Genomic DNA, 14,536 nt, shown 5'->3' on the forward strand with positions numbered 1-14,536 from the left:
TATCATAAAAAAACACTTATGCTGAGAAAAATTATATTTACCGGATTTCTTATTGGCTGCTCACTCGCAGTCGTCGGGCAAAGTAATCGCAAATCTCTCGCATTACGCGACACAATTACAGACAATTCGATTGTTTTCCCTGCAGACATGGAGCAAAATTACGACCAGTTGCTGTCTACATGGAGTAAGAATGTTAAATATGGAGACGATTGCAAATCGCTAAGCGACCTGCCGATCGTTTTTGACGATTCGATTTACATCCGCCGCTTGTATAGCCTGCCCACCAAGATGGAGTTGGTATTCAACCCCGTAGTAAGAAGCTACATAGAAATGTATGCCGGACGTAGAAAAAATCAGGTGAGCTACATGCTGGGTGAAGGAAAGTTTTATTTCCCCCTATTTGAAGAAGCTCTCGACCGTGAAGGATTACCTCTCGAACTAAAATATCTGCCCGTTATAGAATCGGCACTCAATCCTATTGCCCGCTCAAGAGTAGGAGCAACAGGACTTTGGCAATTCATGGCAAGTACCGGAAAGATGTATGATCTGGAGATAAACAGTTTGGTAGACGAACGCCGCGACCCGATGAAGTCGACAAATGCTGCTGCCAAATACCTCAAAGATTTATATTCTATCTATGGCGACTGGAATCTTGTTATCGCTGCATACAACTGCGGACCCGGAAATGTAAACAAAGCCATACGACGCAGTGGAGGCCAAACCGACTATTGGGCCATCTACCCTTATCTGCCTCGCGAAACCAGAGGATATGTACCTGCATTTATCGCTGCTACATATATAATGAATTATTACAACGATCATAATATCTGCCCTATCGAATGCAGCAATCCGGCATCGATGGACTCGTTGATGATTAATAAAAATGTACACTTCCAGCAAATTGCCGATATAATAAATGTATCTGTTGACGACCTGCGTCAGTTCAACCCTCAGTTTAAGAGCGACATAATACCCGGCGAATACAAAGGATATGCATTGAACCTGCCGATACAAAAGGTATCTGCATTTATCGAGAACAAGGATACAATATACGCGCATAAGTTTGAAGAGCTGATGCCGCACCGCAAAGTTGCAGGATTAGACGTAGTTGGCGGAGGTACATCCAGCGCCAAAACAATTACCTATCGGGTAAAAAGAGGAGACACACTATCTAAGCTGGCAAGCAAATACGGAGTAACATCCAATCAGATAAAACAATGGAATAGCCTATCTTCTAACAAACTAACAGTAGGCAGACGCCTGAAAATATATCGTGAAGTTCCGCAAAAAGCAGAACAACAATCAGGCGAAGCAGTATTGGCATCCAATACCCAAAGCTCGGACAACACTAGCAATAAGTCGGTAAATACCGTTAAAAAAACCGAAGCAAAGACAATAACTTCATACTACAAAGTTCGCAGAGGTGATACTTGGTCAGGGATAGCAAAGAAGAACGGAACAACAGTGGCTCAGCTAAAGAAATGGAACAATATAAAAAGCAATAGCCTGATAGCCGGTAAGCAACTAAAGATTCAGAAAACTAAATATATTGAGGTAGAAGAAGAAGTAGCTGTGCAAAACAAACTGAGTGAGCCGATATTGCCAACAGTAGAAATAGATACAGCCTTTACAGCATCACTGTTCGACACCTACCTAAAAAAAGTAGGAACAGAACGGGATGAATCTCAGCTTCCTCGTGTACGCATAGCTTCAGACGACAACGATGATGAGGACGACAACTCTGCTGCTAAAGAAACCCGCTCGGCAGGTGAATCCAAAATTATATACCACAAAGTAAGAATTGGAGAAACCATTACACAGATAGCTTCACGCTATAATGTAACAAAAAAAGAGATCATAACTTGGAATAAGCTGTCATCGAATGTAGCAAAGGTTGGACAACGATTATTGATCATTCTTCCCGACAGCAGAACCGAGGGTGCGTCTAACATCAAAGCCCAACAGCCAACGAAGGACGAAACGCTTACAGCCGGCAACTAATAAGGAAATAAAACATTATTGTTAAAACCACTTTATTGCAACACTCTTGCTGTTAATTATCGTTGAATTTATTATTTTTGTATCCTTACTGAATATTTATGGGTAAAGAGGATACACATACGAATGATGATTTAGCCATCGAGTCGGAATTTAACGGTCTGATCGATGATTATCTTAAGACGAACCACAGGCGCAAGGTAGAAATTATAACCAAAGCTTTCCTTCTGGCAAAGGAGGCTCACAAAGGAGCCCGTCGCCGTTCGGGAGAGCCATATATCATGCACCCGATAGCCGTCGCACGCATTGTTTGCGGCGAGATAGGGCTTGGTTCTACATCCATCTGTGCGGCTTTGCTGCACGACGTGGTAGAAGATACCGAATATACAGTAGAAGATATAAAAGTTCTCTTTGGTGAGAAAATAGCTCAGATTGTAGACGGGCTGACAAAAATATCGAGTGGCATGTTTGGTGAAAATGTTTCGGCACAGGCCGAGAATTTCAGGAAACTGCTGCTTACCATGTCGGACGATATTCGTGTTATTCTGGTCAAGATAGCCGACCGCTTGCACAATATGCGCACATTGGGGTCTATGGCTCCGGCCAAGCAATACAAGATAGCCGGAGAAACCATGTTTATTTATGCCCCCCTCGCCCATCGCTTAGGACTATTTGCCATAAAAACAGAACTTGAAGAACTCAGCTTCAAATGGGAAAACCCACAAATATATCAGGAAATATCATCCAAACTTCAAGAAACACACCTCTCCAGGAAAGACCTCTACGAGCATTTTGCACAACCGGTTATAGAAAAACTGAATGAGCTTGGATTTAAATATGAAATCAGGGCTCGAGACAAATCAGTGTATTCTATCTGGAATAAGATGCAAGCCAAAGGTGTGCCATTCGAGGAGATATATGATATTTTCGCTGTCCGCATCATTTTCGAAAACGAACTCGGTGTAGACGAGAAAAAGCGATGTTGGGATATATATTCCGTCATAACAGATATTTATAAGCTTCGCCCCGATCGTATCCGAGATTGGGTTAGCCGCCCCAAAGCGAACGGTTATCAGGCGCTGCACCTCACCGTAATGGGACCCGATGGGCAGTGGGTAGAAATACAAATCCGTAGCCGCCGCATGGACGATGTAGCCGAAAAAGGATTTGCGGCACATTGGAAGTACAAAGAAGGCAAAATAGAAGAAGATACCGAGCTAGACAAGTGGCTCAAAACAATTCAGGAAATACTGGAAAGCCCAAGCCCGAACGCACTGGACTTTTTGGATACAATAAAGCTTAATCTTTTTTCGCAAGAAATATTCGTGTTCACCCCAAAAGGTGAAATCAGGACACTGGCACAGGGAGCCACAGCTTTAGACTTTGCTTATGATCTGCACTCCGATATCGGAGACCATTGCATCGGAGCCAAAGTAAATCATAAGCTCGTTCCACTGAGTGAAAAGCTAAAAAGCGGAGATCAGGTAGAAATACTTACATCCAAATCGCAGATACCAAAACTGGAATGGCTGAGCATCGTTACTACTGCCAAAGCCCGTACAAAGGTAGAATATGCTCTGCGAAAACTGAAAAGGGACATCGCCAAGCAAGGCGAAGAAATGCTTTACAAAAGCGCCGAAGGCTCAACAATAGAGATTACGCAGCCTATCCTCGACAAAATGATGGACTACTATCAAAAAACGAATAAAGAAGACCTTTTCTATGCTATCGGCAACCAAGAAATAGCACTGCCTCAGAAAATAGAAAAGCTGCTGACCCTAAAAAGGCAAAACCCTAATAATGGCATATTCAGCTACATGAAACAGGCATTGCATGTAGGCAAAAAGATAGGGAAAGCAGAAACAAAAATACCTGATAACGAACCGATTGATCCTAAAAAAACATATATCCTCGAAGAAGATTCTTTCAACAAGAATTTTATAATGCCAACCTGCTGCAACCCCATTCCGGGCGACAAGGTAATCGGATATATTACAGATAACAACGAAGTAGAAGTACACAGCATAAATTGCCCCGTAGCACTCAAGCTAAAAGCCAGTCACGGCAACAGGATCGTAAACCTCGAATGGGGTAGCTATACACAATTTCCGTTCATTTCGGCAATCACCATAAACGGTATCGACCGCATAGGAATGCTCAACGACATCACAAAAGTGATCACTGCCGGATCGCTGAATATCAAGAATATGAGCATCGAATCCAACGATGGCGTATTTGAAGGGCGAATCGTGGTAAACGTTCACGATGTGAACGACTTGCAGGCATTATGCGCTCGCTTAGCCAAAATAAAGGGAGTAAAAGCTGTTAACAGGAAGCAAATCGGAGGAGAATATACTCAACCTGTATAAATAAAAAATCTTAAGATCAACATATTCGCTTCCAAAATTTGGAAAAAAAAATAAAATTCCCTAATTTTGTATCCGAAATACAAAAGGGAGAGAAGGAGGCTATGGCTTCCTTTTTTTATTACTTGGTAAAAAGATGATAGAAAAAGAACTCATTAAAGATATCACAGAGAAATATCTGGAAGGAACAACAATGTTTCTTGTAGATGTAGTGGTAAAGCCCGGCAATGCTATTGTTGTAGAAGTAGATAGCGACGAAGGCGTAAGCATTGACGACTGCATCGCATTGAGCCGCAATATAGAATCCCATCTGGACAGGGATGCGGAAGATTTTGAACTCGAAGTAGGATCGGCAGGTATTACTTCTCCTCTGAAAATCCCCCGCCAGTATAAGAAAAATATTGGTAACGAAGTGGAAGTGCTGACAAAGAAAGGACAAAAACTTTCGGGTGTACTCAAATCGTGCGACGATAATTCTTTTGTAGTTAGCGTTACCAAGATGGTGAAACCCGATGGAGGGAAAAAGAAAGTTGCAGTAGACGAAGATTTCTCTTTTGTTTATCAAGACGTAAAACATACAAAATATTTAATAAGATTTAAATAACAACCATGGCTAAGAAAGAAACTATCAATCTAATTGATACATTTTCAGAATTTAAAGAACTGAAGAGCATAGACAGAATGACTATGATCAGTGTGCTCGAAGACTCTTTCCGCAATGTAATAGCAAAACTGTTTGGGTCAAATGATAATTATGACGTAATCATCAACCCCGACAAAGGAGACCTTGAGATATGGCGCAACCGTGTCATCGTAGAAGACGATCAATTAGAGGATGATAATACAGAAATTGCACTTTCGGAAGCCAAAAAGATAGACGAAGACTTTGAGGTAGGAGAAGAAGTGACAGACGAAGTATTTTTCGAAGACTTCGGACGTCGTGCGATCCTTAACCTTCGCCAAACGTTGACATCCAAAATACTTGAACTGCAAAAAGAAAGCTTATATAACCGCTACAAAGAGAAGATAGGCGAAATCGTATCGGGTGAAGTTTACCAGATATGGAAAAAAGAAATCCTGTTGCTCGATGACGAAAAAGAAGAACTTCTTTTGCCTAAAACAGAGCAGATCCCTAGCGACTTTTTCCGCAAAGGCGAGCATGTTCGTGCAGTAGTAGAAAGAGTTGACAATAAAAACAACAATCCGAAGATTATTTTATCAAGAACTTCACCGACATTCCTCGAAAGATTGCTCGAACTGGAAGTTCCTGAAATAAACGACGGACTGATCACAATAAAAAACATAGCCCGCATACCGGGAGAAAGAGCCAAAGTAGCCGTAGAATCGTACGACGAGCGCATCGACCCTGTGGGTGCCTGCGTGGGTATGAAAGGATCGCGTATACATGGAATCGTGAGAGAGTTGCGTAACGAAAATATCGACATTATCAACTATACGTCGAATATGAACTTGTATATACAACGTGCCCTTAGCCCTGCCAAAATAACTTCGGTAAAGATCAACGAAGAAGAAAAACGTGCAGAAGTATTGCTACGTCCCGAAGAAGTATCACTTGCTATCGGTAAGGGCGGTTTCAATATCAAGCTGGCCAGTATGCTTACCGGATACACGATAGATGTGTACCGCGACATCGACGACTTCGACGAAGAAGACATCTACTTGGACGAGTTCCGCGACGAAATCGACGGATGGGTTATCGATCAGTTGAAAAAAATTGGTTGTGTTACAGCTAAAAACGTGTTGGCTACCGACAGAGACAAACTCATACAGGAAGCCGACCTTGAAGAAAACACTGTAGACGAAGTACTCAATATTTTACGTGCCGAATTTGATGATGAAGCTTAAGCTTTATTTGGTGATTAGCTGATTTCTTAATACTTTTGTATTTGGAGAAAGCCAACCTCATCTGTTTTCAGAAGCATTTATTGGGTTCACTGTCTATTTTTAGAATTAAAAAAAATATATGTCGATAAGATTAATAAAAATATCCAAAGATTTGAATGTAGGAATCAGCAGCCTTGTTGAATTCCTACATAAGAAAGGCTTTGATGTAGAATCAAACCCGAATACTAAAATTGGCAGTGAACAATACGAATTGCTGGTAAAAGAATTCGGACGAGACTCCGACATCGATGCACTATTAAGCAGACGAGAAGAAAAGAAAGAGCTTGTCAAAGCTCAGGCTAAGAAAGAAGAGGAAGAAGCCAAAGCTCAAAGTGAACCGGAAGTGATCAGAACAGAGATACCCGAATCCATTAAGCCGCATGTGCAGATTGTGGATAAGATTGATCTTGATGCTCTGAACAGACCAAAAAGAGTAGAAGTGAAACAAGAAGAGCAAGCCCCTGAGGTGGAGGCTCCGGTTGTTGAAGCTCCAAAGGTTGAGGTTCCTGAAGTAAAAGCCCCAGAAATAGAAGTAGCAGAAGCCCCGGCTCCTATTGTAGAAAAAGTAGAAGAAGAGCCTAAGGCCGAAGAAGAAATAAAGCAACCGGCTATAGAAAAAACACCAAAAGAAGAACCTGTGTTTATACAAAAAGAAGAAAAAGCCATTATTGAGAAAGACGAAGAAAAAGAGGATAAACCTCAACCAACGTCTACTGCTCCTGCAAATGAAGAAACAGAAGAAAGGGGAGATAAAATATTCAGGCTGAATAAGGCAACGATAAAATCAAATATTGTTGTAAAAGGTACTATCGACTTAAGTTCGATAAACGACAAAACCCGTCCTGCGAAGAAAACCAAAGCCGAAAAGAAAAAAGAACGCTTGGAAAAAGAAATGCAAGATCAGAAAAGGGTGAAAGAAAACACTGTTCGCCTGTTGAAAAAAGAAACAGACGAAGAGAAGAAACGAAAAGCAATCAACGATGACAATGATGACGCATCGAAGAAAAAACGCAATCGTATCAAAAAAGGAAAAGTCGATATCGAGAAAGGAGCTATACCTCAAGGTGGTGGCGGTGGCGGACAACAACAGCCAAATGCCGGAGGCGACAGATCGAAACGCAGCGTACGTAAGCCTATCATCAAGCATGCCGTAAACGAAGAAGACGTACAAAAACAAATAAAAGAAACCCTGGCGCGTTTGACTAGCAAAGGCGGAAAAAACAAAGGGGCTAAATATAGAAGAGAGAAGCGTGAAGCTGTATCTCAAAGACAACAGGAGGAACTCGAACAACAGATGCACGAAAGCAAGGTGTTGAAGATTACAGAATTTGTAACCGCCAACGACCTCGCCAACATGATGAATGTACCTGTGATAAAAGTTATCTCTACTTGTATGAGTATCGGTATCATGGTGTCTATCAACCAACGACTAGATGCTGAAACGATCAACATCGTTGCCGAAGAATTCGGATTCGAAACCGAATACGTAAGCGCCGAAGTAGTGGAAGCAATAAACGAGGAAGAAGACAATCCCGAAGATATGGAACCTCGTGCTCCTATCGTTACCGTAATGGGACACGTAGACCACGGTAAAACATCGCTACTGGATACCATACGCCAAACAAATGTGATTGCCGGCGAAGCAGGGGGAATCACCCAGCACATCGGGGCATACAACGTTAAACTGAAATCGGGAAGACGTATCACATTCCTCGATACTCCGGGTCACGAAGCCTTTACGGCGATGCGTGCACGTGGTGCAAAAGTAACAGATATAGCAATTATCATTGTAGCAGCCGACGACAGCGTCATGCCTCAAACCGTGGAAGCAATAAACCACGCAGCAGCGGCAGGCGTACCAATCGTGTTTGCTATCAACAAAATAGACAAGCCAAGTGCCAATCCTGAAAAAATAAAGGAAACACTGGCAGGAATGAACTACCTTGTAGAAGACTGGGGTGGAAAATACCAGTCGCAAGATATTTCGGCAAAACAAGGTCTCGGCGTAGATGAACTACTCGAAAAAGTACTATTGGAAGCCGAACTTCTAGATCTGAAAGCAAACCCTAACAGAAGAGCTACCGGATCGGTTATCGAGTCGTCTCTCGACAAAGGTAGAGGATACCTGTCTACTGTACTTGTAGAAAACGGTACACTCAAAAAAGGAGATATCGTATTGGCAGGAACATATTACGGTCGTGTAAAAGCAATGTTTAACGAGCGTAACCAACCTACAGATGCAGCTGCGCCAGCCGCTCCTGCGCTGATACTAGGTCTTAATGGTGCTCCACAGGCCGGTGATATATTCCATGTGCTGGAAACAGAACAGGAAGCCCGCGAAATAGCCACAAAACGTGAACAACTACAACGCGAACAAGGTCTGCGTACACAGAAAATACTTACTCTCGATGATATAGGTCGCCGTATTGCTATCGGTAACTTCCAACAGCTCAACGTGATTGTGAAAGGTGACGTGGATGGTTCGGTAGAAGCTCTTGCAGACTCGCTGATCAGGCTGTCGACAGAAGAGATACAGGTGAATGTAATACACAAAGCCGTAGGTCAGATATCGGAATCAGACATCACGCTGGCTGCCGCATCAGACGCTATCGTTATCGGGTTCCAGGTGCGTCCGTCACAGGCTGCACGCAGATCCGCAGACAAGGATGGTGTTGAAATCCGCTTATATTCTATCATCTACGATGCTATAGAAGAAGTGAAGTCGGCGATGGAAGGTATGTTATCTCCTGAAATCAAAGAAGTACAAACCGGATATGTGGAAGTACGCGAAGTGTTCAAGATCACGAAGGTGGGAACAGTTGCCGGTTGTATGGTGAAAGAAGGAAAACTGAAACGTGCAAACAAGATTCGCCTTATCCGCGATGGTATCGTGATCTATTCGGGAGAGCTGGGATCGCTCAAACGATTCAAAGACGATGTGAAAGAAGTTGCATCGGGATATGAGTGCGGTTTGAACATCCACAACTACAATGATATAAAAGTTGGCGACATTATTGAGCCATTTGAAGAAATAGAAGTGAAGAAAACTTTGTAATATTAAATTATTGTATACCTTTGTATCCAATATAATAAAGATTTAACCTAAGAAACCAATTGATAGTTGTTACAAGCAAATCTTGCCTTGAAGGTCGGTGGTACTAACCATGCCACCGAAACACACAACTATCAATCAGTTTTGCGGTTGATTACAAAAATTTCTTCGTCAGATTTTGAAAATTGTCACACACAGAAACGACAAATCATCATGATGAAAAAAATTATTCTTATATCTACCCTTATAATTCTTCCTTTATTTTTTGCAAAAGATCTGGCAGCACAAACTGCTCAGCAGATTGCGTTTATTAATTCGAACGAGTTGCTCGAAGCTATGCCCGAAAAGGTGAAAGCATCGAATCAGTTGATCGACCTGAATAACAAGTATAAGGAAGAGATGAAGGTTATGCAGAATGATTATAATAAAAAATATTCTGACTTCATATCATATCAGACATCTATGGCGGAAAATATTCGTTTGCGCCGTATGCAAGAACTTTACGAGCTTGAGCGTCAAATCAATGATTTTATGAAAGTGGCACAGGAGGATATCCAAAATCAGGAGAAAGCCCTGATAGAACCTCTACGCCAGAGACTAAAGGATGCTATCTATCAGGTAGGTATCGAAAACGGATTCGTATGTATTTACGATCTTGCCAATCCGTCTATAGCATTCGTTACTCCGGACGCTACAAATGCTACATTGTTAGTAAAACAGAAATTAGGAATCAGGTAAGATTTATCAAATAATTGTATAATGAATGCTTCTGATTATCGGAAGCATTTTGTTTTTAGGCAACACCGTATATGTCACAAAAAGCAAAACTTTGGTCGTTAAGCTATCTCAATGTATGTTTGGCTAACTTCCTGATGGCATGCTCATTCAATCTGCTAATGCCATCCATTCCTCTATATATTACCGAACAGATGGGCGTTCCCCAATCTCAAACGGGTATTGTGCTGGCATCGTATGCCATTGCACTGATGTTTGTTCGTCCTTTTTCGGGATTTATCGTAGACTTGTATTCCCGCAAGAAGATATTGCTGATTGCTTTTTCGTGCTATGTACTTATATTCTTCGGCTATTTTTGGGCAACAACCGTCTTGCTGTTCATTGTTGTCCGTTTCATACATGGCATCACTTGGGGATTGTCTACCGTATCGTCGAGCACGCTGGCGATAGACGTTGTTCCCTCCGAGCGGCGAGCTGAGGGCATTGGCTACTATGGCACATTTATGAATGTAGCGATGGCCATCGGCCCTTTTATAGCCATCCATATATACAATCATTCCGGATTTGATGTATTGCTATGGTGCGCCATTGCAATGGGTGCACTGGGTATTATCACCGTATCACTTATAAAAGCACCGATGAAGACAAAAGTAGAAAGACAGAAAATTTCGTTCGACCGCTTTTTTCTGATCAAGGGCTGGCCTATATTCCTCAACCAACTCCTACCCTGCTTTGCATGGGGTACGATAGGCCCGTTTGTTGCGCAGTATGGCAAGGGACTCGGTATTCCGAATGCGGGAATTTTCTTCCTGTTTTGGGCGGGTGGTATTATTGCTTCACGCGTATTTGCGGGAAAACTGGTTGACAGGGGCAAGATACATGAGGTAAATGTATCGGCAATGGCTATTGTTGCTATTGCTTTCCTTGTATTTGCTCTGGTTCATAATATCTATGCCTTCTGCATATCGGGGCTGTTTATCGGAGTGGGATTCGGGATGATGTTTCCGGCACTGCAAACACTATATATCAATCTTGCAGAGAATAATCAGCGAGGAACAGCCAACTCAACTTACCTCATCGGGTTCGATCTGGGTCTGGCACTGGGTATGCTGGTCGGTGGTTACCTCACAGGATATTTCTCCTTTGAAACACTATATATGGTTGCTTCGGGACTGTGCGCAATAAGTGTCGTAGTATACTGGACTTGCTCGCGGGTTATCTTTGAGAGAAAGAGGCTCAGATAAATCGCAGCAATTTATATCTTTCCTATTATCATATCCATCACCTTTGCCGTTCTTAATGCGGTTTCTCCGGTGGATGGACACGGACAAGATCCTCTGAGTTCATCTACTATCGTCTGAATGAGCGGTTGTTGAATATGATCGGGTTGACCGGGCATAAAGAACTGCTCTCTATCGGTTGATGATAAGAGAATAGGCGTAAACTGGAAGGTACTGAAACGAATTGAACCTTCTGTTCCTGTAATAGTTATGGTATCCTCCCTCGACTTTTCGGACGATATAAAGCACCATTCGGCAACACCTTGCGCCCCCGACTTGAACTGTAAAATTGCGGACAGAGTGTCTGCAACGTCATAGTATCCCCCCAAATTGCTATAATACCCTTTGGCATCAGAGATCTCACCCAAAAGGAAATCGAGTATATCGAGCGTATGTGGAGCGAGGTCGAAAAAATAACCTTCGCCTGCTATCTCACGTTTTAGCCGCCACGTCTGCTGCTGCTTATCCATATCGGAAGCACTGGCAGGACGGAAGAGACGAACATTAACTGTCAAAATCTTACCGATAGCCTGACTGTCGATCAGATCTTTTACTTTCAGGAAATAAGGCAGTGCTCTGCGATAATGTGCTACAAATAATTTCTGATTTGCCTGCTTTGCCGCTTCTACCATTTCGAGACATTCGGCATAACTCATAGCCATTGGTTTCTCTACATAAACAGGCTTACCTGCCTGCAACACCCTTATTGCATATTCTTTATGCAAGTGTGGCGGAGTAGCTATATATACAATATTCACTTCCGGATCGTTGATCAATTGGTCGGCATCGGTATAATATCTTCTTACACCGTGACGCTTGGCAAAATCCGCTGCTTTTTCTGCATCACGGCGCATAATAGCCCGCAACCATGAATGCTCTATCTCATAAAATGCAGGTCCGCTTTTTCTTTCACAGACGGCTCCTGCGCCTATTATACCCCATTTTACACTTTTCATATCGCCTTTATATTTTACACATATACACTTCCGGCTCTTTGCGTACAGCCATAAGTGGTGCAAATTTCGTTTTAACCGTTTCGTATAATTCGCCTCTAAACGCACGCGAATGCTCAGGACATAGAGTAATACAACGTGCGCAACGGATACATAAATCCATATTCGTCACTTTGGGATTACTCCTTGGTATGGCACTTGTGGGACATTGACTTACACATGTTCCGCAATCATCGCACCTATCATCACCGGTAGGGACATATCCACCCTGTGTTGGTTCACGATAGGGATAATTACCTTTAACGTCTGGCAAGCTATATTGTTTGTTTTTGTCGTAAGATTGATATAATCGGAAACATTCTTGTGCAAATTTTTGAATCTCCTGCTTGTCTTCCTTATCGGGACGTCCCACAGCAACGTCCGAGAATATAGAATGACGTGCAATAAAAGCACCGGCAGCTATGGGCACAAAGCCATTTGCCTCAGATATATCTTTGAGTTCAAGAAGGGCATCGTCATAGTTTCTGTTGCCATACACGCATACCAACACGGCGGGAGTCTTATCGCCTTTTATCTTCTCAAATGCGTTAACCCCCAATTGAGGTACACGTCCTGCATAAACAGGAATACCAAATATGACAAGATCATGACTCTCGATGTTCAATGTATCGGGGAATCCCATTGTAACGTCATGTTCTTTAATGGTTGGACCCATCTCTTTGCCGATCTTGCGGATTATCTTGCGGGTAGACAGAGAAGGACTAAAATAGATAAGATGTATATTTTTCATTTCGGTAGTTTTATAATCGCTATTAAAGTTACAAATAAATACAAAACCCACCTTTATGAGATGGGTCTTATTTTATTATATGCCAGATGACTCTCAATTGCTTCTGGGTTCGGCATAAATATAATATGCTTCATAGTCTCCCCAGTCTACGTTTTTTTGGACTAAGGCAATATTGGTTGTTTTTGTTTGCCAAACATATCTAGGAGTATAAACATCCTCTTCTTGTTTAAATATCTTATGATATGATTCTACAAGTTGGTCAGCATCTTTTTCGAAACTGAACTTCGGATCGCCGTATAGCTTCGAAATATAGTTTCGGATCAAGGGTTCTTGCTTCTGAGTATAAAAAATCTTTGATAATTTTTCATCTCTACCAACTTCCCAAGCAGGTTCAAAATAAACATATAAAGAAGGCAATCCATCGATATATCTTTCTATAAAAGAAATTTCCAATTCAGGTTTCAATATGTTTGCTATTCCTGTACGATGTGTTGAAGAAGTAATATCTTTCCAATTGTATCCAAGAAAATCACGTTTATTGTATACATCAATTTTCACCGAATCGGATAATACTACCTTACCATCCTTAAAACCCTCAAGAATAACACTCCCGTGATTCTCTTCATAAAAACAGTGTCCCCACCTACTAGTAAAAGACATCCAACCAGGGGCATGAGATAGCAAATTAAGACGTCCTTTTTCTCCCTCTATACGCCAATCCAAAGAGTCGTAGCTCTCCATTATATCGAGCATTGTACAGTCTTCACCGGGCACTAAGTAAAACTCCATCATAGTATGGATATTAGCCTCTTGTGCCTTTGCCTTTAAAGAGATTTTTACCGAAGAAGAATTATTCCCATTGCCGGAATCATCACCATCATCTTTACCAAGATCATTACCATCGGAACACGAATATAGGAACAGAAATGTTAGTAGAACGAATACTATTTTTCTCATAGTTTATGATATCTAGGCGTTTGTTACTTTTATCTTCAAAGTTAACATTTTTTATTTTTCAGATGAAGTAAAGTAAGCCTTTTTAATTATCATTTACCATAAATATGGTATTGTATTGAGCAGAAACACAATATATCTTTGTACTGTGTTTTTCATGGTATTAGATTTATGGTTAAAAAGTTGAGATTGGTTGTCGAGATGACNNTTCAGCCTTTTTCATGTCACTACTCAATCCTTCTACTTTTTTCATAGGGGCTCCCAGCCTGCTATCGAGCATAGACCTATTTTTCAATTTATCGTCATCGTTAAGCATGGTAGTATTTATTAGATTAGCAATTAAAACTGTATTATCTTAAAACAGCCCTTAACATCAAATTGTTTCTTGATAGTGCATGAAAATAAGAATCTTAACACCTTCAGCCACTTTTTTTGATCTATTATCGCAGAAAAGCCAGATTACTTCTTATCAATAACTTAACAATTTACCATAAATATGGTAT

9 protein-coding genes and 1 pseudogene are annotated in these 14,536 nt (G+C 41.6%); 7 read left to right on the forward strand and 3 right to left on the reverse strand.

Annotated elements, in window-relative coordinates; all coding sequences use genetic code 11:
• Nucleotides 1-21: 21 nt before the first annotated feature.
• From B3P17_RS15905 to B3P17_RS14065, 7 genes and pseudogenes are all read left to right on the forward strand, one after another.
• Nucleotides 22-1,275 (forward strand): annotated as a pseudogene (locus tag B3P17_RS15905) (transglycosylase SLT domain-containing protein); the annotation flags it as partial.
• Nucleotides 1,276-2,099: 824 nt separating this feature from the next.
• Nucleotides 2,100-4,367 (forward strand): RelA/SpoT family protein, encoded by a 2,268-nt coding sequence (locus B3P17_RS14040; RefSeq protein ID WP_252639513.1) that lies wholly within the window; start codon nucleotides 2,100-2,102, stop codon nucleotides 4,365-4,367.
• A gap of 133 nt (nucleotides 4,368-4,500) precedes the next feature.
• Nucleotides 4,501-4,968 (forward strand): ribosome assembly cofactor RimP, encoded by a 468-nt coding sequence (gene rimP / locus B3P17_RS14045; RefSeq protein ID WP_252639512.1) that lies wholly within the window; start codon nucleotides 4,501-4,503, stop codon nucleotides 4,966-4,968.
• Nucleotides 4,969-4,973: 5 nt separating this feature from the next.
• Nucleotides 4,974-6,230, forward strand: coding sequence for a transcription termination factor NusA (nusA, locus tag B3P17_RS14050; RefSeq protein ID WP_135104724.1), 1,257 nt, complete (start codon nucleotides 4,974-4,976; stop codon nucleotides 6,228-6,230).
• A gap of 118 nt (nucleotides 6,231-6,348) precedes the next feature.
• Nucleotides 6,349-9,324 carry a translation initiation factor IF-2 gene (gene infB / locus B3P17_RS14055; RefSeq protein WP_252639511.1) on the forward strand — a complete coding sequence of 992 codons (2,976 nt, stop codon included), beginning with the start codon at nucleotides 6,349-6,351 and terminating at the stop codon, nucleotides 9,322-9,324.
• A 210-nt stretch (nucleotides 9,325-9,534) separates the two neighbouring features.
• Entirely contained in the window at nucleotides 9,535-10,059 is a 525-nt protein-coding gene (locus B3P17_RS14060; RefSeq protein ID WP_006843393.1) for an OmpH family outer membrane protein, read from the forward strand.
• A 71-nt stretch (nucleotides 10,060-10,130) separates the two neighbouring features.
• Nucleotides 10,131-11,300 carry an MFS transporter gene (locus tag B3P17_RS14065; protein WP_252639510.1) on the forward strand — a complete coding sequence of 390 codons (1,170 nt, stop codon included), beginning with the start codon at nucleotides 10,131-10,133 and terminating at the stop codon, nucleotides 11,298-11,300.
• Between the two features lie 11 nt (nucleotides 11,301-11,311).
• Here B3P17_RS14065 and B3P17_RS14070 read toward each other — a convergent pair whose 3' ends face one another.
• The 3 genes from B3P17_RS14070 to B3P17_RS14080 form a co-directional block, all read right to left on the reverse strand.
• Nucleotides 11,312-12,292, reverse strand: coding sequence for a Gfo/Idh/MocA family protein (locus B3P17_RS14070; RefSeq protein WP_291105950.1), 981 nt, complete (start codon nucleotides 12,290-12,292; stop codon nucleotides 11,312-11,314).
• Nucleotides 12,293-12,299: 7 nt separating this feature from the next.
• Nucleotides 12,300-13,079 (reverse strand): 4Fe-4S binding protein, encoded by a 780-nt coding sequence (locus tag B3P17_RS14075; protein ID WP_252639508.1) that lies wholly within the window; start codon nucleotides 13,077-13,079, stop codon nucleotides 12,300-12,302.
• Nucleotides 13,080-13,172: 93 nt separating this feature from the next.
• On the reverse strand, nucleotides 13,173-14,036 hold the full coding sequence (locus tag B3P17_RS14080) for a hypothetical protein (RefSeq protein ID WP_252639507.1): 864 nt from the start codon (nucleotides 14,034-14,036) through the stop codon (nucleotides 13,173-13,175).
• Nucleotides 14,037-14,536 lie beyond the last annotated feature (500 nt).

The sequence above is a fragment of the Dysgonomonas sp. UBA7630 genome (genome assembly GCF_002483985.1).
In the GTDB taxonomy this organism is placed as follows: Bacteria; Bacteroidota; Bacteroidia; order Bacteroidales; family Dysgonomonadaceae; genus Dysgonomonas.

Coding starts and splice junctions, on each gene's coding strand:
- B3P17_RS14040 (WP_252639513.1), top strand. CDS start 2,100: ATGGGTAAAGAGGATACACATACGAATGATGATTTAGCCATCGAGTCG.
- rimP (WP_252639512.1), top strand. CDS start 4,501: ATGATAGAAAAAGAACTCATTAAAGATATCACAGAGAAATATCTGGAA.
- nusA (WP_135104724.1), top strand. CDS start 4,974: ATGGCTAAGAAAGAAACTATCAATCTAATTGATACATTTTCAGAATTT.
- infB (WP_252639511.1), top strand. CDS start 6,349: ATGTCGATAAGATTAATAAAAATATCCAAAGATTTGAATGTAGGAATC.
- B3P17_RS14060 (WP_006843393.1), top strand. CDS start 9,535: ATGATGAAAAAAATTATTCTTATATCTACCCTTATAATTCTTCCTTTA.
- B3P17_RS14065 (WP_252639510.1), top strand. CDS start 10,131: ATGTCACAAAAAGCAAAACTTTGGTCGTTAAGCTATCTCAATGTATGT.
- B3P17_RS14070 (WP_291105950.1), bottom strand. CDS start 12,292: ATGAAAAGTGTAAAATGGGGTATAATAGGCGCAGGAGCCGTCTGTGAA.
- B3P17_RS14075 (WP_252639508.1), bottom strand. CDS start 13,079: ATGAAAAATATACATCTTATCTATTTTAGTCCTTCTCTGTCTACCCGC.
- B3P17_RS14080 (WP_252639507.1), bottom strand. CDS start 14,036: ATGAGAAAAATAGTATTCGTTCTACTAACATTTCTGTTCCTATATTCG.